Source organism: Kitasatospora sp. NPDC004669 (genome assembly GCF_040609455.1).
Lineage (GTDB): Bacteria > Actinomycetota > Actinomycetes > Streptomycetales > Streptomycetaceae > Kitasatospora.
The window spans coordinates 84451-106379 of the sequence record NZ_JBEXKB010000003.1 but is presented as its reverse complement, the minus strand read 5'-3'; the positions used below and the strand labels follow the sequence as shown (position 1 = coordinate 106379).

The 21929-nt window shown below is 71.7% G+C and carries 24 protein-coding genes; 12 read left to right on the top strand and 12 right to left on the bottom strand.

Annotated features, from left to right (window positions below; all coding sequences use genetic code 11):
- Nucleotides 1-81 precede the first annotated feature (81 nt).
- Together ABZW30_RS04075 and era are read left to right on the top strand one after the other, a co-directional pair.
- Nucleotides 82-240, top strand: coding sequence for a hypothetical protein (locus ABZW30_RS04075; protein WP_355669471.1), 159 nt, complete (start codon nucleotides 82-84; stop codon nucleotides 238-240).
- Between the two features lie 60 nt (nucleotides 241-300).
- Nucleotides 301-1230, top strand: coding sequence for a GTPase Era (gene era, locus ABZW30_RS04070; RefSeq protein ID WP_355669470.1), 930 nt, complete (start codon nucleotides 301-303; stop codon nucleotides 1228-1230).
- Nucleotides 1231-1281: 51 nt separating this feature from the next.
- Here the strand turns inward: era and ABZW30_RS04065 are convergent, their stop codons facing one another.
- Together ABZW30_RS04065 and ABZW30_RS04060 are read right to left on the bottom strand one after the other, a co-directional pair.
- Nucleotides 1282-1548, bottom strand: a complete 267-nt coding sequence (locus tag ABZW30_RS04065) for a protealysin inhibitor emfourin (RefSeq protein WP_355669469.1) — start codon at nucleotides 1546-1548, stop codon at nucleotides 1282-1284.
- 139 nt (nucleotides 1549-1687) lie between these two features.
- Entirely contained in the window at nucleotides 1688-2710 is a 1023-nt protein-coding gene (locus ABZW30_RS04060; protein ID WP_355669588.1) for a M4 family metallopeptidase, read from the bottom strand.
- 340 nt (nucleotides 2711-3050) lie between these two features.
- Here ABZW30_RS04060 and leuA point away from each other — a divergent pair, with 340 nt between their 5' ends.
- The 4 genes from leuA to ABZW30_RS04040 all read left to right on the top strand — a co-directional run bounded on the left by leuA (nucleotide 3051) and on the right by ABZW30_RS04040 (nucleotide 7520).
- Nucleotides 3051-4847 carry a 2-isopropylmalate synthase gene (leuA, locus tag ABZW30_RS04055; RefSeq protein ID WP_355669468.1) on the top strand — a complete coding sequence of 599 codons (1797 nt, stop codon included), beginning with the start codon at nucleotides 3051-3053 and terminating at the stop codon, nucleotides 4845-4847.
- 239 nt (nucleotides 4848-5086) lie between these two features.
- Nucleotides 5087-5758, top strand: coding sequence for a TerB family tellurite resistance protein (locus tag ABZW30_RS04050; RefSeq protein ID WP_355669467.1), 672 nt, complete (start codon nucleotides 5087-5089; stop codon nucleotides 5756-5758).
- 171 nt (nucleotides 5759-5929) lie between these two features.
- Nucleotides 5930-6676 carry a DNA repair protein RecO gene (gene recO, locus ABZW30_RS04045; protein WP_355669466.1) on the top strand — a complete coding sequence of 249 codons (747 nt, stop codon included), beginning with the start codon at nucleotides 5930-5932 and terminating at the stop codon, nucleotides 6674-6676.
- A gap of 4 nt (nucleotides 6677-6680) precedes the next feature.
- Nucleotides 6681-7520 carry an isoprenyl transferase gene (locus ABZW30_RS04040; protein WP_355669465.1) on the top strand — a complete coding sequence of 280 codons (840 nt, stop codon included), beginning with the start codon at nucleotides 6681-6683 and terminating at the stop codon, nucleotides 7518-7520.
- A gap of 110 nt (nucleotides 7521-7630) precedes the next feature.
- On the opposite strand, the gene ABZW30_RS04035 is transcribed toward ABZW30_RS04040, so the two are convergent.
- The 4 genes from ABZW30_RS04035 to ABZW30_RS04020 are packed head-to-tail and all read right to left on the bottom strand — an operon-like array spanning nucleotide 7631 to nucleotide 10747.
- The gene (locus ABZW30_RS04035) at nucleotides 7631-8041 is read right to left on the bottom strand and encodes a Fur family transcriptional regulator (RefSeq protein ID WP_355669464.1); all 411 of its coding nucleotides are present in this window, start codon (nucleotides 8039-8041) and stop codon (nucleotides 7631-7633) included.
- A 35-nt stretch (nucleotides 8042-8076) separates the two neighbouring features.
- A complete protein-coding gene (locus ABZW30_RS04030; protein WP_355669463.1) occupies nucleotides 8077-9015 on the bottom strand; it encodes a metal ABC transporter permease in 939 nt (312 codons plus the stop codon).
- Nucleotides 9012-9776 (bottom strand): metal ABC transporter ATP-binding protein, encoded by a 765-nt coding sequence (locus ABZW30_RS04025; RefSeq protein ID WP_355669462.1) that lies wholly within the window; start codon nucleotides 9774-9776, stop codon nucleotides 9012-9014. The genes ABZW30_RS04030 and ABZW30_RS04025 overlap by 4 nt, the downstream gene beginning before the upstream one ends.
- A gap of 14 nt (nucleotides 9777-9790) precedes the next feature.
- On the bottom strand, nucleotides 9791-10747 hold the full coding sequence (locus tag ABZW30_RS04020; RefSeq protein WP_355669461.1) for a metal ABC transporter substrate-binding protein: 957 nt from the start codon (nucleotides 10745-10747) through the stop codon (nucleotides 9791-9793).
- 191 nt (nucleotides 10748-10938) lie between these two features.
- On the opposite strand from ABZW30_RS04020, the gene ABZW30_RS04015 reads away from it, so the two are divergent.
- Nucleotides 10939-12321: a glycine--tRNA ligase gene (locus ABZW30_RS04015; RefSeq protein WP_355669460.1), complete on the top strand. Its 1383-nt coding sequence runs from the start codon at nucleotides 10939-10941 to the stop codon at nucleotides 12319-12321.
- Between the two features lie 97 nt (nucleotides 12322-12418).
- Here ABZW30_RS04015 and ABZW30_RS04010 read toward each other — a convergent pair whose 3' ends face one another.
- From ABZW30_RS04010 to ABZW30_RS03995, 4 genes are all read right to left on the bottom strand, one after another.
- On the bottom strand, nucleotides 12419-13507 hold the full coding sequence (locus tag ABZW30_RS04010; protein WP_355669459.1) for a hypothetical protein: 1089 nt from the start codon (nucleotides 13505-13507) through the stop codon (nucleotides 12419-12421).
- Between the two features lie 68 nt (nucleotides 13508-13575).
- The gene (locus ABZW30_RS04005) at nucleotides 13576-14685 is read right to left on the bottom strand and encodes a hypothetical protein (protein WP_355669458.1); all 1110 of its coding nucleotides are present in this window, start codon (nucleotides 14683-14685) and stop codon (nucleotides 13576-13578) included.
- A complete protein-coding gene (locus tag ABZW30_RS04000) occupies nucleotides 14682-15260 on the bottom strand; it encodes an NADAR family protein (protein ID WP_355669457.1) in 579 nt (192 codons plus the stop codon). Before ABZW30_RS04000 ends, ABZW30_RS04005 begins: the two co-directional genes overlap by 4 nt.
- Before the next feature lie 4 nt (nucleotides 15261-15264).
- Nucleotides 15265-15480 (bottom strand): hypothetical protein, encoded by a 216-nt coding sequence (locus ABZW30_RS03995; RefSeq protein ID WP_355669456.1) that lies wholly within the window; start codon nucleotides 15478-15480, stop codon nucleotides 15265-15267.
- Nucleotides 15481-15749: 269 nt separating this feature from the next.
- Here ABZW30_RS03995 and ABZW30_RS03990 point away from each other — a divergent pair, with 269 nt between their 5' ends.
- A complete protein-coding gene (locus tag ABZW30_RS03990; RefSeq protein WP_355669455.1) occupies nucleotides 15750-16925 on the top strand; it encodes an alpha/beta hydrolase-fold protein in 1176 nt (391 codons plus the stop codon).
- Between the two features lie 62 nt (nucleotides 16926-16987).
- On the opposite strand, the gene ABZW30_RS03985 is transcribed toward ABZW30_RS03990, so the two are convergent.
- Nucleotides 16988-17470 (bottom strand): hypothetical protein, encoded by a 483-nt coding sequence (locus ABZW30_RS03985; protein ID WP_355669454.1) that lies wholly within the window; start codon nucleotides 17468-17470, stop codon nucleotides 16988-16990.
- Here ABZW30_RS03985 and ABZW30_RS03980 point away from each other — a divergent pair.
- Together ABZW30_RS03980 and ABZW30_RS03975 are read left to right on the top strand one after the other, a co-directional pair.
- Nucleotides 17469-18401, top strand: coding sequence for an alpha/beta hydrolase (locus tag ABZW30_RS03980; RefSeq protein ID WP_355669453.1), 933 nt, complete (start codon nucleotides 17469-17471; stop codon nucleotides 18399-18401). The genes ABZW30_RS03985 and ABZW30_RS03980 overlap by 2 nt on opposite strands.
- Before the next feature lie 16 nt (nucleotides 18402-18417).
- Nucleotides 18418-19131: a YafY family protein gene (locus ABZW30_RS03975; protein WP_355669452.1), complete on the top strand. Its 714-nt coding sequence runs from the start codon at nucleotides 18418-18420 to the stop codon at nucleotides 19129-19131.
- A gap of 34 nt (nucleotides 19132-19165) precedes the next feature.
- Here the strand turns inward: ABZW30_RS03975 and ABZW30_RS03970 are convergent, their stop codons facing one another.
- Entirely contained in the window at nucleotides 19166-19399 is a 234-nt protein-coding gene (locus ABZW30_RS03970; RefSeq protein ID WP_355669451.1) for a hypothetical protein, read from the bottom strand.
- 229 nt (nucleotides 19400-19628) lie between these two features.
- Here ABZW30_RS03970 and ABZW30_RS03965 point away from each other — a divergent pair, with 229 nt between their 5' ends.
- Nucleotides 19629-20837 carry an MFS transporter gene (locus ABZW30_RS03965; RefSeq protein WP_355669450.1) on the top strand — a complete coding sequence of 403 codons (1209 nt, stop codon included), beginning with the start codon at nucleotides 19629-19631 and terminating at the stop codon, nucleotides 20835-20837.
- 113 nt (nucleotides 20838-20950) lie between these two features.
- Nucleotides 20951-21898, top strand: coding sequence for a phosphatidylinositol-specific phospholipase C (locus tag ABZW30_RS03960; protein WP_355669449.1), 948 nt, complete (start codon nucleotides 20951-20953; stop codon nucleotides 21896-21898).
- Nucleotides 21899-21929 lie beyond the last annotated feature (31 nt).

Below are 21929 nucleotides of genomic sequence, written 5' to 3'. Positions count from 1 at the left end.
ATGGCCGTACCGCAGGCACTGCCCCCATGTGCTCAGCCGATAATCTCACCGGGGGAGTGGACTCGGTGAGGGGACTGGGGCATGGGGGCGTTGGCGTTCATCGCCGGGCTGCTGCTGTTCGTGATGGGGATGGGCAAGTGGCAGGAGACCGACTCGCCGGCCTGGCTCTGGGGCTCGATCGGCTTTCTGGTGCTGTTGGTGGTGTTCTCGCTGATCGGGCGGGGCGACGACAAGGGCTGAGCACCGCCTGAACCCGGGGCCCGGACGGCGGGGCTCCGGTGATCAGGGAGAATGGAGCCCATGAATGCCCCTTCCTCCTCGTACCGCTCCGGGTTCGCGTGCTTCGTCGGCCGCCCCAACGCGGGCAAGTCGACCCTGACCAACGCCCTGGTGGGGACGAAGGTCGCGATCACCTCCGACCGCCCGCAGACCACCCGGCACACCGTGCGCGGCATCGTGCACCGCCCGGACGCCCAGCTCGTGCTGGTCGACACCCCCGGTCTGCACAAGCCGCGCACCCTGCTCGGCGAACGCCTCAACGACCTGGTCCGCACCACCTGGGCCGAGGTCGACGTGATCGGCTTCTGCCTCCCCGCCGACCAGAAGATCGGCCCCGGCGACAAGTTCATCGCCAAGGAGATCGCCGGGATCAAGAAGACCCCCAAGGTCGCCATCGTCACCAAGACCGACCTGGTCGACTCCAAGCGCCTGGCCGAGCAGCTCATCGCCATCCACCAGCTCGGGATCGAGCTGGGCTTCGAGTGGGCCGAGATCATCCCGGTCTCCGCGGTCGGCGACAAGCAGGTCGAGCTGGTCGCCGACCTGCTCACCAAGCTCCTGCCGGAGGGCGACCAGCTCTACCCGGACGGCGACCTCACCGACGAGCCCGAGCAGATCATGGTCGCCGAGCTGATCCGCGAGGCCGCGCTGGAGGGCGTGCGCGACGAACTGCCGCACTCACTGGCCGTCGTGGTCGAGGAGATGCTGCCGCGCGAGGGTCGCCCCGCGGACCGCCCGCTGCTGGACATCCACGCCAACGTCTACATCGAGCGGCAGAGCCAGAAGGCCATCGTCATCGGCGCCAAGGGCTCCCGCCTCAAGCACGTCGGCAGCACCGCCCGCAAGCACATCGAGGCGCTGCTCGGCACCCCGGTCTACCTGGACCTGCACGTCAAGGTGGCCAAGGACTGGCAGCGCGACCCCAAGCAGCTGCGCAAGCTCGGCTTCTGACGGGGGATCCGGCAACGCCGCGATCGCACACCCGCGAGTGCCGCGCGGGGGTCACGCGCCCTCGCGCAGCACCAGCGACACCAGCTCGCGCTGCGAGTCGGTGAGCTTGGGGTCGGCGCAGTACACCGTCCGGCCGTCGACGGTGATCTCGTAGTGGAAGCCGTCCGGCACCCCGTACGAGGGCGCGCGCTGCCCGCCGGCGACGGCCTCGCGGGCGAGCGCGTGGACGTGCGGGGCGTCCACGCGCTCGGCGGTGTCGAGCTCCGCGTGGCGGACGATTCCGGCGAGGCCGCCGGTCCGGGTCACCTGGATACGCATGGTGTCCATGGTGCTACGCAGGGAGGGCCGGTGCGGCGCTTTTCCCGGACCGTGACCTTCGGGGCCCGCCCGGCGGGCCCTTGCCCGATCCGACGAGACCCACCGGACGGGCCCGGGGCCCGCCTCGGACAGGCATCGTTCAGCCCGGGCTGACCCCCACCTGCGCCCAGGCGGCCGTCACGGTGTCCGCGATCGAGGACTGGTCGGGGTAACGGGCCTTGGCGGCGGCCACGGTGGCCCGGGCGAAGGCGGTGAAGTCGGCGTCGGCGGGCAGCCGGCGGCCGGTCAGCGCGTCGTACCAGATCCGCCCGGCGTGGTCCCAGGCCTGGCCGCCGAGGGCGGTGGCCAGCAGGTAGAACGCGTGGTTGGGGATGCCGGAGTTGATGTGCACCCCGCCGTTGTCCTCCGAGGTCTGGACGTAGTCCCGCATGTGCGCGGGCTGCGGGTCCTTGCCGAGCTGCGGGTCGTCGTAGGCGGTGCCGGGGGCCTTCATCGAGCGCAGCGCCACGCCCTGGATGCCGGGGGCGAGCAGCCCGGCGCCGATCAACCAGTCGGCGTCGGCGGCGTTCTGGCGCAGTGCGTACTGCTTGACCAGCGAGCCGAAGACGTCGGAGACCGACTCGTTGAGCGCGCCGGGCTGGTCCTGGTACTCCAGTCCGGCGGTGAACTGGGTGACGCCGTGGGTGAGTTCGTGGCCGATGACGTCGACGCAGGCGGTGAAGTCGCCGAAGATCTCGCCGTCGCCGTCACCGAAGACCATCCGCTGGCCGTTCCAGAAGGCGTTGTCGTAGTCCCGGCCGTAGTGCACGCTGGCGTCCAGGCGCAGCCCTTGGCCGTCGATCGAGTCGCGGCCGAAGACGTCGGCGTACAGCGCGAAGGTGGCGCCGAGGCCGTCGTAGGCGTGGTTCACGGAGGCGTCGGCGGCCGGGGCCTGGCCCTCGGTGCGGACGGTGCGGCCGGGCAGCCGCTGGTTGTGACCGGCGTCGGCGATCACCCGGTCGAGGCCCGGGTTCGCGGGGACCGGAGGGGGAGGAGCGAGGCGGGCCGCGCGGTGGGCGGCGTCGAGGGCGAGGGAGCGGACGGCGGGCTCGTGACCGGCCTCGGCGAGGCGGTCCAGGACGTACGGCGGGACGATCGCGCAGAGCGGGACTCGTGCAGTCATGGTCATGTGGCCCAGGGTGAGGCCTTGATGACCGGTTGTCACCATCTTTGACATGACCGGTCGGCGTCTCAAGGAGTGGAACGGAAGCCCGGATCACTTCGGGGGCGCGCGGCCCTGGGTTACGCTGGGGCATCATGCGCAACGGGCTGCTTCTTCTTAGCTGCCGCGTCGAGGGCCTGTAGTCCCCAGGGGCCGGCTCCCTCGCCGCGGGGAACGAGCTGTGCGCGGAAACGGCGATCCGATGGCGAATCGCGAGCGGCAGCAGAGGCCGGCCAGTCGGTGTTGATCCATCCCGACCCGCCCCGCACCACGCATCCACAGGAAGCCGAGAGTCACCTCCATGACCGAGCAGACCTCCGCCGCGTCCGTCCCCGCCGCTCGCGCCTTCGTCGACCGGCCCACCCCGATCACCGCCGCCTCCGTGCGCCAGCAGCCCTCGGGCATGCGGTACGGGCGTTACCTGCCGTTCGGCACCGTCGACCTGCCGGACCGCACCTGGCCGGACAAGGTGATCACCAAGGCGCCGCGCTGGCTCTCCACGGACCTGCGGGACGGCAACCAGGCGCTGATCGACCCGATGTCCCCGGCCCGCAAGCGCAAGATGTTCGACCTGCTGGTGCGGATGGGCTACAAGGAGATCGAGGTCGGCTTCCCGTCGTCCGGGGCCACCGACCACGCCTTCGTGCGGTCGCTGATCGAGGAGGGGGCGATCCCGGAGGACGTCACCATCTCGGTGCTGACCCAGGCCCGCGAGGAGCTGATCGAGAAGACCGTGGAGTCGCTGATCGGCGCCCCGCGGGCGACCGTCCACCTGTACAACGCGACCGCGCCGCTGTTCCGCCGGGTGGTGTTCCGCAACGACAAGGCGGCCACCAAGGCGATCGCCGTCGACGGCACCCGGCTGGTGATGGAGTACGCCGAGAAGCTGCTGGGCGACGACACCGTCTTCGGCTACCAGTACTCGCCGGAGATCTTCGTGGACACCGAGCTGGACTTCGCCCTGGAGGTCTGCGAGGCGGTGATGGACGTCTGGCAGCCGGGCGAGGGCCGCGAGATCATCCTGAACCTGCCGGCCACCATCGAGCGGGCCACCCCGAACGTCCAGGCCGACCAGTTCGAGTGGATGTCGCGCAACCTGTCCCGCCGCGAGTTCGTCTGCCTGTCGGTGCACCCGCACAACGACCGCGGCACGGCCGTCGCCTCCGCCGAGCTGGCCTACACGGCGGGCGCGGACCGGATCGAGGGCTGCCTGTTCGGACAGGGCGAGCGCACCGGCAACGTCGACCTGGTGACGCTGGGGATGAACCTGTTCTCGCAGGGCATCGACCCGCAGATCGACTTCTCCGACATCGACGAGGTGCGCCGCACCGCCGAGTACTGCAGCCAGATGGAGGTGCACCCCCGCCACCCGTACGCCGGCGACCTGGTGTACACCTCCTTCTCCGGCTCGCACCAGGACGCCATCAAGAAGGGCTTCGACGTCCTGGAGGCGGACGCCAGGGCGGCCGGGGTGCCGGTGGACGAGCACACCTGGGGCGTGCCGTACCTGCCGATCGACCCGAAGGACGTCGGCCGCACCTACGAGGCGGTCATCCGGGTCAACAGCCAGTCCGGCAAGGGCGGTGTGGCGTACGTCCTGAAGAACGACCACAAGCTGGACCTGCCGCGCCGGATGCAGATCGAGTTCTCCCGGATCATCCAGGCCAAGACCGATGCCGAGGGCGGCGAGGTCACCCCGGCGGAGATCTGGCGGGTCTTCGAGGACGAGTACCTGCCGACCCCGGCCAACCCGTGGGGCCGACTGTCGCTGACCGGGTCGCGCACCCTGACCACCGAGGACGGCCGGGACGCGCTGAGCGCCGAGGCCGTGGTGGACGGCGCGACGGTGACCCTGAGCGGTGCCGGCAACGGCCCGGTCTCGGCCTTCGCGGACGCGCTGGCCCGGATCGGCGTGGACGTACGCGTGCTGGACTACGCCGAGCACGCGCTGAGCGAGGGCGGCGACGCCCAGGCGGCCGCGTACGTGGAGTGCGCGGTGGACGGCAAGGTGCTGTGGGGCGTGGGCATCGACGGCAACACCGTGCTGGCCTCGCTGAAGGCGATGATCAGCGCCGTCAACCGCTCGCAGCGCGGGTAATTCGTGCAGGTGGTACGCGAAGGGCCGTTCACAGGGGCGGCCCTTCGCCGCGTGCGGCACGCGCTGTGGTCTGCGCCACATTTTTTCGGGCCGGAAGCCGTTCGAGGTACTGACACGTGCCGGTAACCGTGGCAACATCGATCCACCGGAAAGCCGGGTCGGTGGGACGGCCTCGGTGTCCGGTCGCGTGACCTGCCCATAGTTGTGCAGGCCGCCTGCCATGTCTGGGGAGTGGCGCCGTGACCAGGTTGTGGGGTGTTCGCCCGCGGTGGCGGACCGACGTTCTCGGTGACTTCTTCTGCCCGGGCTGCGGCGGGGACCGCAACTATCGTCGGCAGCACGGCCGGCGGTGGCTGCGACTCCTGGGGTCCCCGGTGGTCCCGCTCGGGCCGGTGATCGGCAGCGTGCAGTGCACCAGCTGCCACGGCCGGTACGGCGTCGAGGCCCTGGAACAGCCCACCAGCGTACGCCTCGGCGGGATGCTGCGGGACGGTCAGTACACCGTCGCGCTGGCCCTGCTGGCGGCCGGCGGCACCGCCCACCGGGCGGCCCGTGAGGCGGCCTGTGCGGCGGTGCGCGAGGCCGGGTTCGAGGACTGCGGCGAGGCCCAGGTGCTGGCCGCGCTCGCCGCGCTGTCCGGGCTCGGCGGCGAACTGTACGACGCCCACGGGATGTCCGGCGGCCTCGCCGTGGAACTGCACGCGGTGCTCGAACCGCTCGCCCCGCACCTGGCCCGGCAGGGCCGTGAGCGCCTGCTGCTGCAGGGCGCCGCGATCGCCCTGGCGGACGGGCGCTACCTGCCCGAGGAGCGCGAGGCGCTGGCCGCGGTCGGGCGCTGCCTGGACCTGCCGCAGCCCGCGGTCACGGAGCTGCTGGAGGCGGCGACCCGGGCGCCGTACGAGAACCTCTAGACCCGTCCCGGCCGTAGACCTTTCGAATCCCCCACAAACGGGCCCGAACCCCCCTCCGGGCCCGCCGTGACCCGCATCGCAGTGGTCCTCCCCCACGGCCCCGGTGCGGGCACCACGGCTGCCCGACGGCGGGCGCCCCGGCCGCCCCGCGGCTGGGGGAGAATGGACCGCATGAGTCTTTTCCGGGACGACGGCGTCGTGTTGCGGGCGCAGAAGCTCGGCGAGGCCGATCGGATCATCACCCTGCTGACCCGCCAGCACGGCAAGGTGCGGGCGGTGGCGCGCGGGGTGCGCAAGACCAAGTCCAAGTTCGGCGCCCGCCTGGAGCCGTTCTCGCACGTGGACGTGCAGTTCTTCAGCCGGGGGAGCGAACTGGTCGGGCGCGGGCTGCCGCTGTGCACCCAGGTGGAGACCATCGCCCCGTACGGGGGTTCGATCGTGACCGACTACGGCCGCTACACCGCCGGCACGGCGATGCTGGAGACGGCCGAGCGCTTCGCCGAGAACGAGGGCGAGCCGGCCGTCCAGCAGTACCTGCTGCTGGTGGGCGGGCTGCGCACGCTGGCGGCCGGGCTGCACGAGTCGCACCTGGTGCTGGACGCCTTCCTGCTGCGCTCGCTCGCGGTGAACGGGTACGGCGCGAGCTTCACGGACTGCGCCAAGTGCGGTCTGGACGGGCCGAACCGTTTCTTCTCGCTCCCGGCGGGCGGGGTGCTCTGCGCGGACTGCCGGGTGCCCGGATGTGCCGTACCCTCCCCTGAGACACTGGTACTGCTCGGGGCGCTGCTGTCAGGGGACTGGCAGACGGCCGACGCCTGCGAGCCGCGGTACTGGCGGGAGGGCAGCGGCCTGGTCGCGGCCTATCTGCAGTGGCACCTGGAGCGGGGCATCCGCTCGATGAGATACGTGGAGAAGTGAGCACATGGCAGCGCGACGGCTCTTCGGCGGCGGCAAGCAACGGGCGTACGTTCCCCCGACCCCGCACCCCAGCGGCGCACAGCCGCCGAAGATCCCCGGCGAGCTGGTCCCCGAACACGTCGCCATCGTGATGGACGGCAACGGCCGCTGGGCCAAGGAGCGCGGGCTGCCCCGCACCGAGGGCCACAAGGTCGGCGAGTCCGTCGTGCTGGACGTCCTGGCGGGCGCCATCGAGCTCGGGGTCAAGAACATCTCGCTGTACGCGTTCTCCACCGAGAACTGGAAGCGCTCGCCCGACGAGGTGAAGTTCCTGATGAACTTCAACCGGGACGTCATCCGCCGCCGCCGCGACGAGATGGACGCGCTGGGCGTGCGGATCCGCTGGGCCGGCCGGATGCCCAAGCTGTGGAAGAGCGTCGTGCAGGAGCTGCAGGTCGCCGAGGAGCAGACCAAGGGCAATGACGCCGTGACGCTCTACATGTGCGTCAACTACGGTGGCCGGGCCGAGTTGGCCGACGCGGCGCAGGCGATCGCGCGGGAGGTCGCGGCCGGGCGGCTGGACCCGAAGAAGGTCAACGAGAAGACCCTCGCCAAGTACATGTACCACCCGGACATGCCGGACGTGGACCTCTTCCTGCGCCCCAGCGGCGAGCAGCGCACCTCCAACTTCCTGCTCTGGCAGTCCGCGTACGCCGAGTTCGTGTTCCAGGACGTGCTCTGGCCGGACTTCGACCGCCGTGACCTGTGGCGCGCCTGCGAGCAGTTCGCGATGCGCGACCGCCGCTTCGGCGGGGCGATCCCGAACGACGTCACCGGGCCGGTGGGGCTGCCCGGCCAGCGCTGACGTCCGTGTGCTGACGCCGGTGTGCTGACACCGGGTACGGCGAAGGGCCCGCGGGATCCCGCGGGCCCTTCGCCGTACGTCCGTACGGGCTGCCCCCGTACGGGCCGCCGTTAGGCCTTCTGCGCGCACTCCGCGCAGGTGCCGAAGATCTCCAGCGTGTGCGCGATGTCGCTGAACCCGTGCTCGGCGGCGACCGAGTTGGCCCAGCGCTCCACCGCGGGGCCCTCCACCTCGACGGTCGCGCCGCAGTGCCGGCAGACCAGGTGGTGGTGGTGCCCGCTGCTGCACCGGCGGTAGACGGCCTCGCCGTCGGCGGTGCGCAGCACGTCCACCTCGCCGGCGTCGGCGAGTGACTGGAGCGTTCGGTAGACCGTGGTCAAGCCGACGGAGTCCCCGCGGTGCTTGAGCAGGTCGTGGAGCTCCTGCGCGCTGCGGAAGTCCGCGATCTCGTCCAGGGCCGCCGAGACGGCGGCACGCTGCCGGGTCGATCGGGCGCGCGGCGACGGGCCTGCGGTGGTCACCGTGGGTCCTCCTGGGGTCGTGGGCGTCTCGCACCTCATTGTGCCAGCCCCGCGCGCCCCTCCGAGGTGGTCGTGCCGGAGGAAGTCTTTCCCGCGATTTGGTCGGGGATTTGGACGTCGCAGACCTTCGGTCCCTGATCGGCGTCGCCGCCCCGGCGGTGACGGCGCCGGGCGAGCGGCGCGGCGATCACGCTGAACACCGCGAAGACCGCGATGGCGAGCAGCACGATGGCCGGGCCGGAGGGCACGTCGAGGTGGTAGGAGCCGGTGACGCCGGCCAGCGAGACCACCACGCCGAGCGCGACGGCGGCGGCCTGGGTGGCGGCGAAGGAGCGGGTGAGCTGCTGGGCGGCGACCACCGGGACCACCATCAGGGCGCTGACCAGCAGCAGCCCGACCACCCGCATGGCGACCGTGACGGTGACCGCGGCCATCACCGCGAGCAGCAGGTTGAGGGTGCGCACCGGCACGCCGGTGACCCGGGCGAAGTCCTCGTCCTGGCAGATCGCGAAGAGCTGGCGGCGCAGGCCGACGGTGACCGCGATGACCACCGCGCCGAGCACCGCGATCGCGGCGAGGTCCTCGGGGGCGACGGTGAGGATCGAACCCCACAGGTAGCTCTCCAGCGAGCCGGCCCCGGCCTGGGCGGAGAGCGAGACGAGCAGCTTGCCGCAGGCCATGCCGCCGTAGAAGAGCATCGCGAGGGCGATGTCGCCGCGTTGGTTGCCGCGCGAGCGGACCAGCTCCATGGTGACCGCGCCGAGCACGCAGACCAGCACGGCCATCCAGACCGGGCTGGTCTGGAAGATGAAACCGAGGCCGACGCCGGTCATCGCGACGTGGCCCATGCCGTCGCCCATCAGGGCCTGGCGGCGCTGCACCAGGTAGATGCCGACGGCGGGGGCGGTGATCCCGACCAGCACGGCGGCGAGCAGGGCGCGCTGCATGAAGTCGTAGGAGAGCATCTCGGTCATGCGAGCAGCCTCGGCGGGGTGAGGTCGGCGTGCGGGTGGACGTGGTCGTGGCCGGGCAGCGCGTGCAGGCCGGTGTTGGGCACGGGCGGGCCGTCGTGGGCGACGCAGCCGTCCCGCAGCACCACGGCGCGGTCGATCAGCGGCTCCAGCGGCCCGAGTTCGTGCAGGACCAGGAGGACGGAGGCGCCGCGGCCGACCTCGGCGCGCAGGGTGTCGGCGAGCACCTGCTGGCTGGCGGCGTCCACGCCGGCCATCGGCTCGTCCATGATCAGCAGGTCGGGGGTGGCGACCAGGGCGCGGGCGATCAGCACCCGCTGCTGCTGGCCGCCGGACAGGTCGGCCACGCCGTCCCCGGCCCGGTCCAGCATGCCGACGGCGGCCAGCGCGCGGTCCACCGCCTCGCGGTCCTTGCGGCGGAAGGGCAGCAGCCCGTGCTGCGCCAGCCGTCCGGTGGAGACCACCTCGCGCACCGTCGCCGGGACGCCGGAGGCGGCGGTGGTGCGCTGGGGGACGTACCCGATCCGGTGCCAGGCGCGGAAGGAGCCGTACGGGTTGCCGAACAGCTCCAGGGTGCCCCGCTCCAGCGGCACCGAGCCGATCACGGCCTTGACGGTGGTCGACTTGCCGGAGCCGTTGGCGCCGAGCAGGGCGACGACCTCGCCGGGTTCCACGGTGAGGTCGACGCCGCGCAGCACCGGCCGGCCGCCGCGCGAGGCGACGGCGTCACGGAGGCGGACGGCCGGGGGTATCGGGTGGGTCATGGCGCTGCGTCCTGTCAGCTGGTGGCGTTCGCGTTGAGGGCGGCCCGGAGGTTGGCCAGGTTCTGCTTCATGACGGAGAGGTAGTCGTCCTTGGAGGGGTCCTTGACGCCCTCCAGCGGGTCCAGGACGGCGGTCTTGAGGCCGAGGTCCTTGGCGACGGTGTCGGCGAGCTTGGGGCTGACCAGGGTCTCGAAGAAGATCGTGGTGACACCGTTGTCCTTGGCGGCCTTCTGCACCTCGGCGAGACGGGCCGGGGTGGGCTCGGACTCCGGGTCGACGCCGTTGATGGCGACCTGGGTGAGGCCGTAGTGGTCGGCGAGGTAGCCGAAGGCGGCGTGGCTGGTGACGAAGGTCTTGGTCTTGGTGTCCTTCAGCCCGTCGCGGAAGTCCTGGTCCAGGGCGGTGAGCTTGGTGACCAGCTCGTCGGTGTTCTTCTTGTAGTCGTCGGCGTGCGCCGGGTCGGCCTTGGCGAACTCGTCGCCGACGCTCTTGGCGATCGCGGCGTAGCGGGACGGGTCGAGCCAGATGTGCGGGTCGCCGGCCGGGCCCTCGTGCTTGTGGCCGTCGGCTTCCTTGGTGTCCTCGTCGAGGTGGTGGTCGACCAGCGGGCTGGCGGCGGTGGCGTCGATCTTGTGCTTGCTGCCGGACTGGTCGACGGCCTGGTCGACGGTGGGCTGCAGGCCCTTGAGGTAGACGATCGCGTCGGCCTTCTGGACGCCGGCGACCTGCTTGGCGGTGAGCTCCAGGTCGTGCGGCTCGACGCCGGGGGCGGTGAGGTCGGTGACCGAGACGTGGTCCTTGCCGATCTGCTGGGCCAGGAACTCCATCGGGTAGAAGGACGCGACGACGTTCAGCTTGCCGTCCGTGCCCTTGGCGCTGCTGCTGCCGCCGCAGGCCGTGAGGGCCAGGGAGGCGGTGAGGGCGGTGGCGGCCAGGGCTATGGAGGTGCGGGCAGGTCGTCGGATCATCATGACAATCATTCTCATCTCAAGTGGAAATGATTGTCAACTCACTCGGATGGGTGAACGGCAGGTGGCGGTGGATGGGGGAGGACGGACGATACCGATTTGAACCCCGTACCCATCTGGCCGGTAACCTGAGGTATTCGGGTACGCGCAACCAGCCGTGCCCTGACCGTGCCGTACGTACTGAAGAGAGCACTGTGGCCGCCGACAAGATCGACACGATCGTCAGCCTGAGCAAGCGCCGTGGCTTCGTCTACCCCTGCAGCGAGATCTACGGCGGCACGCGTGCCGCCTGGGACTACGGACCGCTGGGTGTCGAGCTCAAGGAGAACATCAAGCGCCAGTGGTGGCGTGCGATGGTCCAGGCCCGTGAGGACGTCGTCGGACTGGACTCGTCGGTGATCCTGGCCCGCGAGGTCTGGGAGGCCTCCGGCCACGTCGCCACCTTCAACGACCCGCTGACCGAGTGCATGTCCTGCCACAAGCGCCACCGGGCCGACCACCTGGAGGAGAAGTACGAGGCCAAGCACGGCTTCCCGCCGCCGAACGGCCTCAAGGACGTCAACTGCCCCGACTGCGGCACCAAGGGCCAGTTCACCGAGCCCAAGGACTTCTCGGGCATGCTGAAGACCCACCTCGGCGTCACCGAGGAGGCCGCCGGCCTGGCGTACCTGCGCCCGGAGACCGCGCAGGGCATCTTCACCAACTTCGCGGCCGTCCAGACCACTTCGCGCAAGAAGCCGCCGTTCGGCATCGCCCAGACCGGCAAGAGCTTCCGCAACGAGATCACCCCCGGCAACTTCATCTTCCGCACCCGCGAGTTCGAGCAGATGGAGATGGAGTTCTTCGTCAAGCCGGGCGAGGACGAGCAGTGGCACGAGTACTGGCTCCAGCAGCGCTGGGACTGGTACGTCGACCTCGGCCTGCGCACCGAGAACATGCGCTTCTTCGAGCACCCGAAGGAGAAGCTGTCCCACTACGCCAAGCGCACCGTGGACATCGAGTACCGCTTCAACTTCGGCGGCTCCGAGTTCTCCGAGCTGGAGGGTGTGGCCAACCGCACCGACTATGACCTGCGGGTGCACAGCGAGGCGTCCGGCCGGGACCTCAAGTACTTCGACCAGGAGAGCGGCGAGCGGTACTTCCCGTACGTCATCGAGCCGGCGGCCGGCCTCAACCGTGCCATGCTGGCCTTCCTGATCGACGCCTACTTCGAGGACGAGGCGCCGAACGCCAAGGGCGTCATGGAGAAGCGCGTCGGCATGCGGCTCGACCCGCGCCTGGCCCCGGTCAAGGTCGCCGTCCTGCCGCTGTCCCGCAACGCCGACCTCTCCCCGAAGGCCCGCGGCCTGGCCGCCGACCTGCGCACCGCCTGGAACGTCGAGTTCGACGACGCCGGCGCGATCGGCAAGCGCTACCGCCGCCAGGACGAGATCGGCACGCCGTTCTGCGTGACGGTCGACTTCGACACCCTTGAGGACAACGCGGTGACCGTCCGCGACCGCGACAGCATGTCGCAGGAGCGCGTGTCGCTCGACCAGGTGAAGGCGTACCTGGGCGCGCGCCTCATCGGCTGCTAGGCCGGTTCCTCCGGCTCCGGGAGCCCCCGTCCGCCCTGATCGCAGGGGCGGCGGGGGCTCCTTGCCGTTTCGGCGCCCGTCGGCCGGGAGGCGCCCCTTATCGCCGGCCCCAGCGGGAGCGCGGGGCGGCGGGCGGGGCGGTCGGCAGACCGGCGGTGCGGAGGGCGGCGAGGGTGGTGCGGTGGCGGGGCCCGTCGGCGAGGAGGGCCGCCAGTAACTGGCCGTAGAGGTCCGGGGTGCCGTCCAGGGCGGCGGCCAGGCGGACCAGTTCGACGGGTGGCCGCAGGGCGGCCAGCTCGTTCAGCAGGAGGCTGACGAGCGCGGGCGGGAGCTCGGCGGCGAGGTCGGCGAGGTCGGCGGTGGGGCGGCCGGCGGCCTGGCGGAGCAGGGTGCGGACGTCGGCGGGGCGGCCGTGCTGCTGGAGGCAGGCGGCGAGGGAGGTCAGCTCGGGCGTCGGGGCGGAGCCCCACTCCCAGAGCAGGGTCGCGCCGTCGGCGTGCTGACCGGCCCGCTCCAGGGCCCCGAGGAGATCGGGGATCGCGGCCGCCGGGTAGGCCCAGAAGGCGTGGAACAGCTCCGCCGCCTCCTCCGCCAGCCCCAGTTCGCGTAGCTCGGCCAGCACCGCGACGGCGTGGTCGGGGGCGCCCCGGGCGGCCGTCCGGGCGAGGCGGAGTGAGACGCCGGTCGGGCCGCGCTGGGAGAGCATGCCGACCAGGAGGGCGGTGTCGGCGGGCGCGAGGAGGGCGGCGGCCTGGTTCAGCAGCTCTTCGGCCTCGGGGAGGGCGCCGGTGCGGTGGAGGGTGGTGATCCGCTCGGTGAGGCCGCCGAGGTCGGGCCGGGTGGGGGGCGGCGGTGGGGTCTGCCTCGGCTGGGGTTCCGGTTCCTCGTGGGGATGCTGCCGGTGTCTGAGCTTGAGCTCCAACTCCTCCAGCTGGTCACTCAGTTGGAGGCAGCGGGCGCCCAGGCCCTCGCGGAGGGTGCGGGCCTGGGCGAGCTGTCGCAGCAGGTCCCCGTCCGGGCGGTGGCGGCCCGGGGTCGCGCGTATCGCCTCGTTCAACCGCTGTTCGCGTTGGCTCGCGTAGCGGCTCGCGCGGAGTAACTCGTCCAGTTCCGCCCGGAGTTCGGCGGCACGGTGCTCGCCCTCCGGCTGCTGGCCTGCGGATTGTGCCGTCGGCCGCATGCGCATGATCGCCCCAACCTGTCCATCCAGACCCTGACTGTGGGACATCCTGGCGTCGTTATGTGGCTGGGGAGTTAAGAGCGCACGACCAGCCGTGTGCGAGTGGTGTCAAGGAGCGCGCAGAGGGCGGTCGTTGCGAGAAGTGCGCCGGTCGCGCTCCGCAGCAGGGTCGCCTCGTAGTACGGGCCGGGGGCGATCCGTGCCACGGCGTAGCCGGCGACCGCACCCGCCAGGGCCGCCGGGAGCAGCCGCGGGGTGTCGCGCCGAACCGCCGCTCCGAGCGCGACCAGGCCTGCGAGAGCGGCGAGTTGGGGCGTGCCGAAGGTGCCGGCGTAGCGGATCGCCAGGGCCGGGACGAGGAAGAGCGCGAGCGCCCGTCCGATCGCCCCGGTGAGCGCGGTGACCCGGGGGCCGGTCGGCGACGGCGTCCGGTGCTCGACGAGTCGGGTGGCCGTGAGAACGGCCAACGCCGCTACGGCGGACGGCAGATGCCCGCCGATCCGGGCGAGGTCGTAGAGCAGCACGGTGTCGTACAGCATCAGCATCAACTGCCCGTACGCCCACAGGTCGAGAACGAACAGCAGCGGGTTGCGCGGGGGCCGGTGCTCGGCGGGTTCGCGCCTCGCCAGCCAGGAGATCAGCACCGGTGTGACGGCTCCGGAGAGCACCCGCAGGAGGATGTCGTCCACCGTGTACGGATTCCGCAGGTCCCATTCCACCGCGCAGAACGCCACCGTGTACGAGGCGGCCGCGAGTGGGATCAGCGGCGAGCGGGCCACCCGGACGTACAGCCGCCGGTCCAGCCGCCGCAGTACGGCGACGAACGTCAGCAGCACGAGCGGGAGTTCGAGGAACGCCTGCACCCGGAGCACGGACGGAGCCAGCAGCTCCGGTGCTGGGAAGTGCGCGGCGAGGCGGTCCAGGCGCGGTACGTCGAACCACCCGGGCGGCAGGTAGCGGGTGATGAACGCCGTGCTCCCGCCCTTCACCCGCTGGACGTAGACCGCGACCAGCGCCTGGTTCAGGAAGATGAGCGCCACGACGAGCGCGAGCGCCCCCTCGGGCCCGAAGCGCCCTTCGCGTCCGGGGCGTGGCTCCCGGCGCAGCACGCCGGGCGCCGACAGCAGGGCGGCGACGGCCGAGACCGCCACCGTCCCGTCCAGCAGGGGGATGACCGGCCTCACTGCGCCAGCCGCGCCCGCGCCTCCATCAGCGCGAAGCCGAGCAGGTTCAACCCCCGCCACTCCAGCGGGCGTTCGGCGCGGATGTCGTCCGAGGCGAGCCCGATGCCCCAGACCCGGTCCAGCGGGCTGGCCTCGACCAGCACCCGTCCGCCCGTGCCCAGCAGGTACGCGCGAAGTGCCTCGTCCTGGCCGAACTTGGCGACATTGCCCTCGACGACCAGCTCGAACCGGCCGGCCGTCCAGGTCCGCTCGTCGAAGTCCTTGACCAGTCGGCCGAGCTTCTTGGCCTCGGCGGGCGTGCGGGCCTCCAGGACGCGCTGCTCGATGGCCTCGTCCCCGAACATCCGGGCCTTGCCGGCCATCATCCAGTGCTCGGCGGACGCGTACGTCACCCCGTCGACGGTGAACCGCCCGGGCCACCACTGGCTCAGGCACTCCTGCCGGGTTTCGCCGGCCTTGCGCTGGGTGTGGCCCCAGAACATCACCCACTTCGGCCGGGCCCCGGTGGCCATCAGGGCGGCCAGGTCCTCGCGGTTGCGGACGTCGGCAAGGTCCCCCACACGCTGCTTGCTCATATCGTCATTCTGACACAAAGTCCCTGGGGTGGCCCACCGGATTTCCGGATCGGGCCGTCGATGGGCTGGTGCGATGATTCGGGTCAGCGACCTGGAGGCCATCGACGGCGAGGGCGGTGAGACGCTCCTGGACGGTGGCGGGGCGGCTGCCGGAGAAGAAGCGCTTGCTGCCTCGACGGGCCGCGCGCAGACGCCCCCAGTCGATCTGATCATCGGTCATCCGGCGATTGTCGGACTTGGTGTGGAGGTCGGACCAGCGGATTTCAGAAGCAGCGGACCCCCCTTCACCTGGCAGATGACGTTCCGGAACTGTCGGGTCGCGGCCGCGTCCGGCCGCCTGGCAGTGGCGGCAGCGGCCGCATCCCCGTCGTTCGTCAAGGGCGCTCCCAGGAAATTCCCAGGAGGAGGCAACCGAACGACAGTTCCCGGGAGTCTCCCCTGTGACCGGGCACGCGGGCCCGGCTGGCACAGAAACCGGCTCCGAGCACGATGAACCTGACGGGCACCCCCTTCCTCATCCTCACGATCGTTCTGTTCGTGGGCTCCATCGCGCTGGCCATGGCGCAATGGCTGGGCCAAGGAAGGTTCTTCGGGCGGGCGCGAACCCCGGAACAGCGGCGCACGCCGCTGCGCGCGCTCTCCTACCTCGGCACGGTGCTGCTCTGCCAGTTCACCGCCGTGGCCATGGTCTTCGTGATCGTCAACAACGAGAACCAGCTCTACGACAACTGGGGGGACCTGCTGGGCAACTCCAGCCACGTCCGGGCCGTGCCCGTGCCCCCGAAGGACGAGGGCCTGGCCGGCGACCGGGGTGCCGCCTCCGCTGGCCCATCCGGCACCCCCGCGCCGAAGGTGCCGCAGGCCTTCCACGCGCCTGACTCGGACGCCGTGCCCAGGAGCGTGAAGCAGGCCGACCTCAAGGGCCGGCTCTCCGGAGTCGACGGCGAGGTCCTGGTCTGGACCCCGCCGCAGTACGACGACCCCGCGTACAAGGACAAGACCTTCCCGGTGGTCGAACTGCTCGTCGGGTTCCCCGGCTCCTCCAGCGCCTGGTTCGGCGATGCCATGGAAGCGACCAAACAGCTGGAACCGCTGATGAAGTCCGGTCAGGTGACCCCGTTCATCCTGGTCACACCGCGCGTCACCCTCCTCGGCAACACCGACACCGGGTGCGCCGACATCCCGGGCAAGGTCAACGCCGACACCTGGCTCTCGCGGGACGTCCCGCAGATGATCGTGGACAACTTCCGGGCCGACACCACGCCGGACCGCTGGGCCCTGTCCGGCTACTCGGCCGGCGCCCACTGCGCCCTGCGCCTCGCGCTCTCCCACCCGAACCGGTACCGCGCCGCGATCAGCATGTCCGGCTACAACGACCCGGCCGGCGAACCGGGCTCACTGACCGCCAAGGACCCGAAGCTGCGCGAGACCTCCAACCCGCTCTACATCCTCACCCACGCCCAGACGCCGCCGAACGTCGCGCTCTACGTGACCGGCAGGCGGGGCGACGGGCTGGAGGACGCGACCGCCCTCCAACAGGCGGCGAAGAGCCCGACCGCCGTCACGCCGTTCGAGACCACCGGTCCACACCTGACATCGACCTGGAAGCCGCTGGTCGTCCCGACCTTCAAGTGGCTGACCGGGATCATCCCGCCGCCCCGCTGACCCCGGCGTCCCACCTCGCGGCCGTCCCCGTCCGGCTCCGCAGACGACCAAGGAGACAGGCCTCAGGCCGACGGCGCCTCGGGGATGTCGCAGGCACGGAACAGCGACGGGTCCGGCGCCTGCCTCCGCATCGCCGTCCACCGCTCCTGGAACTCGCGCCGGAGCTGCGACGGCCGCCACGGGGCGGGCCTCAACTCCGGTGGCAGCAGCGGGTCGTTCTCCGTCGCCTCCGAGGTCTCGCCGACCAGCTCCGCCAGGAGGTCGTGCGGGCTGACATAGGCGCCGGGCGCGAGCGCGACGGCGCCGAATCGGGTCAACGCCGTACGAAGGGCGTCGCGTTCCGGTCGGCGCCGCTCGGGGACGGAGAAGGTGTAGAGCCGCCAGAGTCCGTCCCAGGGGGGGCGAGGCCGGCGTCCTGCGCATAGGCGAGCGCGATGAGTCGGACGTCCATGTCGGCCCGGAGTCCGCCCGCCCGATTCCGTGACGCAGGTCACCGAAGAAGGGTGACAGACTGTTGTCGCGAACGGTCGCGATGATCGACTCATGACGATCACAGACGAGGACTGCCTCGCCGAGACCCTGGCCTTCAACGAGCAGTTCGAGGCCGCCGCCGCCCTCCGTCCCACGCGCGGGCAAGCGCCCGACGCGGCCCTGATAGCGCACCTGCGACGCAACCGGCTCGGCGGCGACACGCCCCCGGTGCGACTGCCCCAGGGCCAGGACCGCGTCCTCCCGTCCGGGGTGAAGGTCCGGGTGTTCCGGCCGGAGCACGTCGACGGCGTGTACCTGCACATCCACGGCGGCGGCTGGGCGTTCGGCTCGGCCGACGGGCAGGACGAGAAGCTCTGGAGCCTGGCCGCCGAAGCCCGACTGGCCGTGCTGAGCGTGGACTACCGCCTGGCCCCGGAGCACCCCTTCCCCGCCGGGCCCGACGACTGCGAGGCCGCCGCCCGCTGGCTGGTGGAGCACGCCGAGGCCGAGTTCGGCACCCGGCGGCTGCTGATCGGCGGTGAGTCGGCGGGCGCCCACCTGAGCGTCCTGACCCTGCTGCGGCTGCGTGACCGGCACGGCATCGCCGACGCGTTCCGGGCGGCCCACCTGGCCTTCGGCCCGTACGACCTGTCGATGACGCCGAGCCAGCGGCTGTTCGGTTCCCGGCCGCTGCTGAGCAACTCCGACTCGGTGCGGGGGAGTTACCAGCTCTTCACGCCGGGCATGAGCCCGGACGAGCGCCGCGACCCGGAGATCTCGCCGCTGTACGCCGACCTGGCCGGACTGCCGCCCGCCCGGATCGTCGTCGGCACCGAGGACCCGTTGCTGGACGACTCCCTGTTCCTGGCCCAGCGCTGGCAGGCGGCCGGGGCGCCCGTCCGACTCGGCGTCGTCGCCGGGGCGATGCACGGCTTCATCCTGTTCCCGCTGACCGTCACCGCGCGGGAACAGCAGCGGGAGCGGGACTTCCTGGCCGTCGCGTAGCGGTAGCGTCGGCCGCATGAACCGCACCCCTCGGCTCTACGCACTGGTGGAAGAGCTGCGCGCGGCGGCGCCGCGATCGTTGACGGTCGGCGCGCTCGCCGCGCGGTTCGAGGTGAGCGCGCGCACCGTCCAGCGCGACCTCCAGGCGCTGATGGAGTCGGGCGTTCCGGTGCGCGCCACCACCGGGCGGGGCGGGGGCTGGTCGATCGACCCGGCGATGACCCTCCCGCCGATCCGCTTCACCCCCGACGAGGCCTCGGCCCTGGTCGCCGCGCTCGCCGCCGCCGACGCCTCGGCCCCGTACGCAGGTGCGGCCCGGACGGCCGCTCAGAAGATCGCCGCCTCGATGAGCGGCCCCGCCGTGACGGCGGCCCAAGGACTCGCCGCCCGGATCGTCGCGCTGCCGACCCGGACCGCGGAATCGGTCCGCACCGCGGTGGAGCGGGCCCTCACCGACGGCACGGTGCTGCGGTTGTCCTACGCCGACGCGGCCGGGCGGGAGAGCGACCGCGCCGTGGAACCGGCCGGACTGCTCACCGCCGACGGCAAGTGGTACCTCATCGCCTGGTGCCGCACCCGCCAGGCCGGCCGGGGCTTCCGGCTGGACCGCATCACCGCGGCGACCCCGACCGGTGAGCCGGCTCCGCCCCACGACCTGGCCGCCCTGCTGCACGGATCGGCCGCCGCCGGCGCGGTACGGCCCACCGCACTGGCCTCGCTCACGCCCTGAGGAGCGTCGGCGTCGCTCGTGCCCTGGGCATCGCTCAGCTGTAGTGCTTGTGCAGGTCGTCGGTGACCAGCCCGTTGCCGTGGTGCATGGACACGCTGGAGTAGGTGGCGCGGATCCGGGCGGCCTGGGCGGTGCGCTGCTGCTCGATCAGCTGGCCCTCCGCCTCGTCCGTCCAGTGTCGGCGAGCTCGTTCCCGGTGGATCAGGAACGTGGTGATGCCGACGACGACAGAAACGAGCGCGACCAGGAATGCGATGACAAGGCCCATGGCTCCCCCTCCCCTGACCTGGATCATCGCACGCGAACCGGTATCCCGGAAGGGGAGCCGTACGGGCCCGCTGCGCGAGAAGTCGGTTCGGCCGACTTCTCGCGTGCGAACAGGGCTGTCCGGCACGGGCTTCTGCGCCTCGATGTGGTGAAGTAGCTTGAGGGGCATGACAGATGAGGGCGTGGGAACCGTCCCTGTGGCCGCTCCTCCTTCCCCCTCCCGGAGAGCCGTGCCCGCCCTGATGTTCTCCCAGGGCGTCAGCGTGGCGGGTACGCAGGTCACGGCGCTGGCACTGCCGACGCTGGCGATCCTCCTCCTGGACGCCGGGCCGCTGGCCGCCTCCCTGCTCTTCGCCCTGGAGTACGGGGTGCAGGGCCTGACCGGGCCGTTCGCGGGGGTGCTGGTCGACCGGGTCGCCTCCCGTCGGCGACTGCTGGTCACCGTGGACGTCATCCAGCTCCTGCTGATCGCCACCGTGCCACTGGCGCACGCCGCCGGCACGCTGACGTTGGTCCACCTCTACGGGGTGGCGGCTGTCTCCGGTGCGCTCGGCGGGCTCTCCTCCATCGCGGTGCCGACCGCGGTGTCCGACTTCGCGCCCGAGGACGGCCTGGTCGCCGCCAACGCCAAGCTGGCCGGGGCCCGCTCGGTCGGCCAGATCGCCGGGCCCGGGCTGGCCGCCGGGCTGGTCCAGGCCGTCGGGGCGGCCACCGCGATGGTCGCGGACGCGGTCAGCTACGGGCTGTCCGCCCTGGCCCTGAGCCTGCCCGGGCTCCAGCGGGATGCCGTACCGGAGGCCGTGACCGGGCGGCCGGGGATCGCCGAGTCCCTGCGGGAGGGCCTCGGGGTGCTCCGTGGCCAACCGGTGCTGGCCCGGCTCGCGGTCGCCGCCGCCGCCCTCAACTTCGGCGGGGCCGGGCTGGGCGGCCTCTTCGCCTACTTCGCCTATCAGGTCGCCGACCTGGGCCCCGGCGAGGTCGGTCTCACCACGGCCGCCTTCAGCGTGGCGGCCGTGACCGCCGTCTTCACCGCCGAGAAGGTCATCGCCCGGGTCGGCCTGACCAGGGTGATCCCGGTCTTCGGCCCGCTCGCCGCGGCCGCCCTGTTCCTGATCCCGGCGGCCTCGCTGGGCTACGCCTTGCCGGTGCTGATCACCTATCAGCTGGTGTTCGGCTTCTGCGCGACCGTCTGGGCGGTCAGCTCGGTGACCCTGCAGCAACTCCTCTCCCCGCCGGACCGGCTCGGCCGGGTGCTCGGGCTTTCGCGCTCGATGGGCCAGCTCGTCATCCCGGTCGGCGCGCTGCTGGGCGGCACCCTGGCCGGGGTGGTCGGCACCACCGGGGCGCTGACCGTCTTCGCCGCGATCGCACTGACCGGCACCCTCGTGGTCGTGACGGCCCGCCCCCGGACCGTGCTGCCCGAGGCGATCCGGACGTGACCGCGAGCATGGTCCGACCCCGGTGGTACCGCGGGGGTTTCGCATGCCCCGCGGTAGAGCAAACCCGCTGGGGGAGACGGCAGTTCGAGCGAGGCCGAGACGAAGGAGCGCCCATGAGCAGCCCCACCCGTCGTGACGTCCTGCGCTGGGGAGCCGCCGCCCTCCCGGCCGTCGGCGGACTCCTCCCGCCCGTAACAGCCGGGGCCACCACCGCCGTTGACCCGTCCTCCTGGATGGCCGCCCTGGCCGACGCCACCCCGCTGACCGCCCTGACCATCCCGGGCACCCACGACTCCTGCTGCACCGACCCCTGGCACGGCACCGAGTGGTCGCACACCCAGAACTGGGGCCTGCCCGAACAACTCCGGCGCGGCATCCGCTTCCTGGACATCCGCTGCAACGGCCTGGCCGGCACCGCCGACGAACTCGGCATCTACCACAGCGACGCCTACCAGTACCTGCGCCTTCAGGACGTCCTCGACCAGTGCCGCGCCTTCCTCGCCGCGGGCCCGAGCGAGGCCGTGGTCATGCGGATCAGGAACGAGTACGCGGGCGGGAACCGGCTCGAAGCCCCCGAGTTCCAGCGCCGGATCAACCACTACCTGGACGGCCTCGGCTACCGCCCGCTGTTCTGGACCGACCCCCGGTGGCCCACCCTCGGCCAGGCCCGCGGCCGCATCGTCCTCGCCGCCGACTTCGCCAACCCCTGGTCGGTCATCCAGTGGTCCAGCGGAACCAACCCCTGGTTCGCCACCCAGGACACCTTCCAGGGCGTCAGCCTCGCCGCCAAGTCCCGGGCCGTCATCGACTGGTTCGACCGCGCCTACGACGACCAGGGCTCCCCGCGGATGTACGTCGACTTCACCAGCTACGCCAACGGCGGCTGGCCCAAGGTCAACGCCGACGCCATCCTCCCGCCCGTACGCGACTACCTCGACGCCCGCCGCCGGCAGCCCGCCCACTTCGGCATCGTCCCGATGGACTTCCCGGACTTCCACACCGACGTGCTGCAACTGCTCATCGACAGGAACTTCATCGACAGGAACTTCATCGCCCACTGACCGCCCGGGCAAGTCCCTCGGCTGCTTCGCC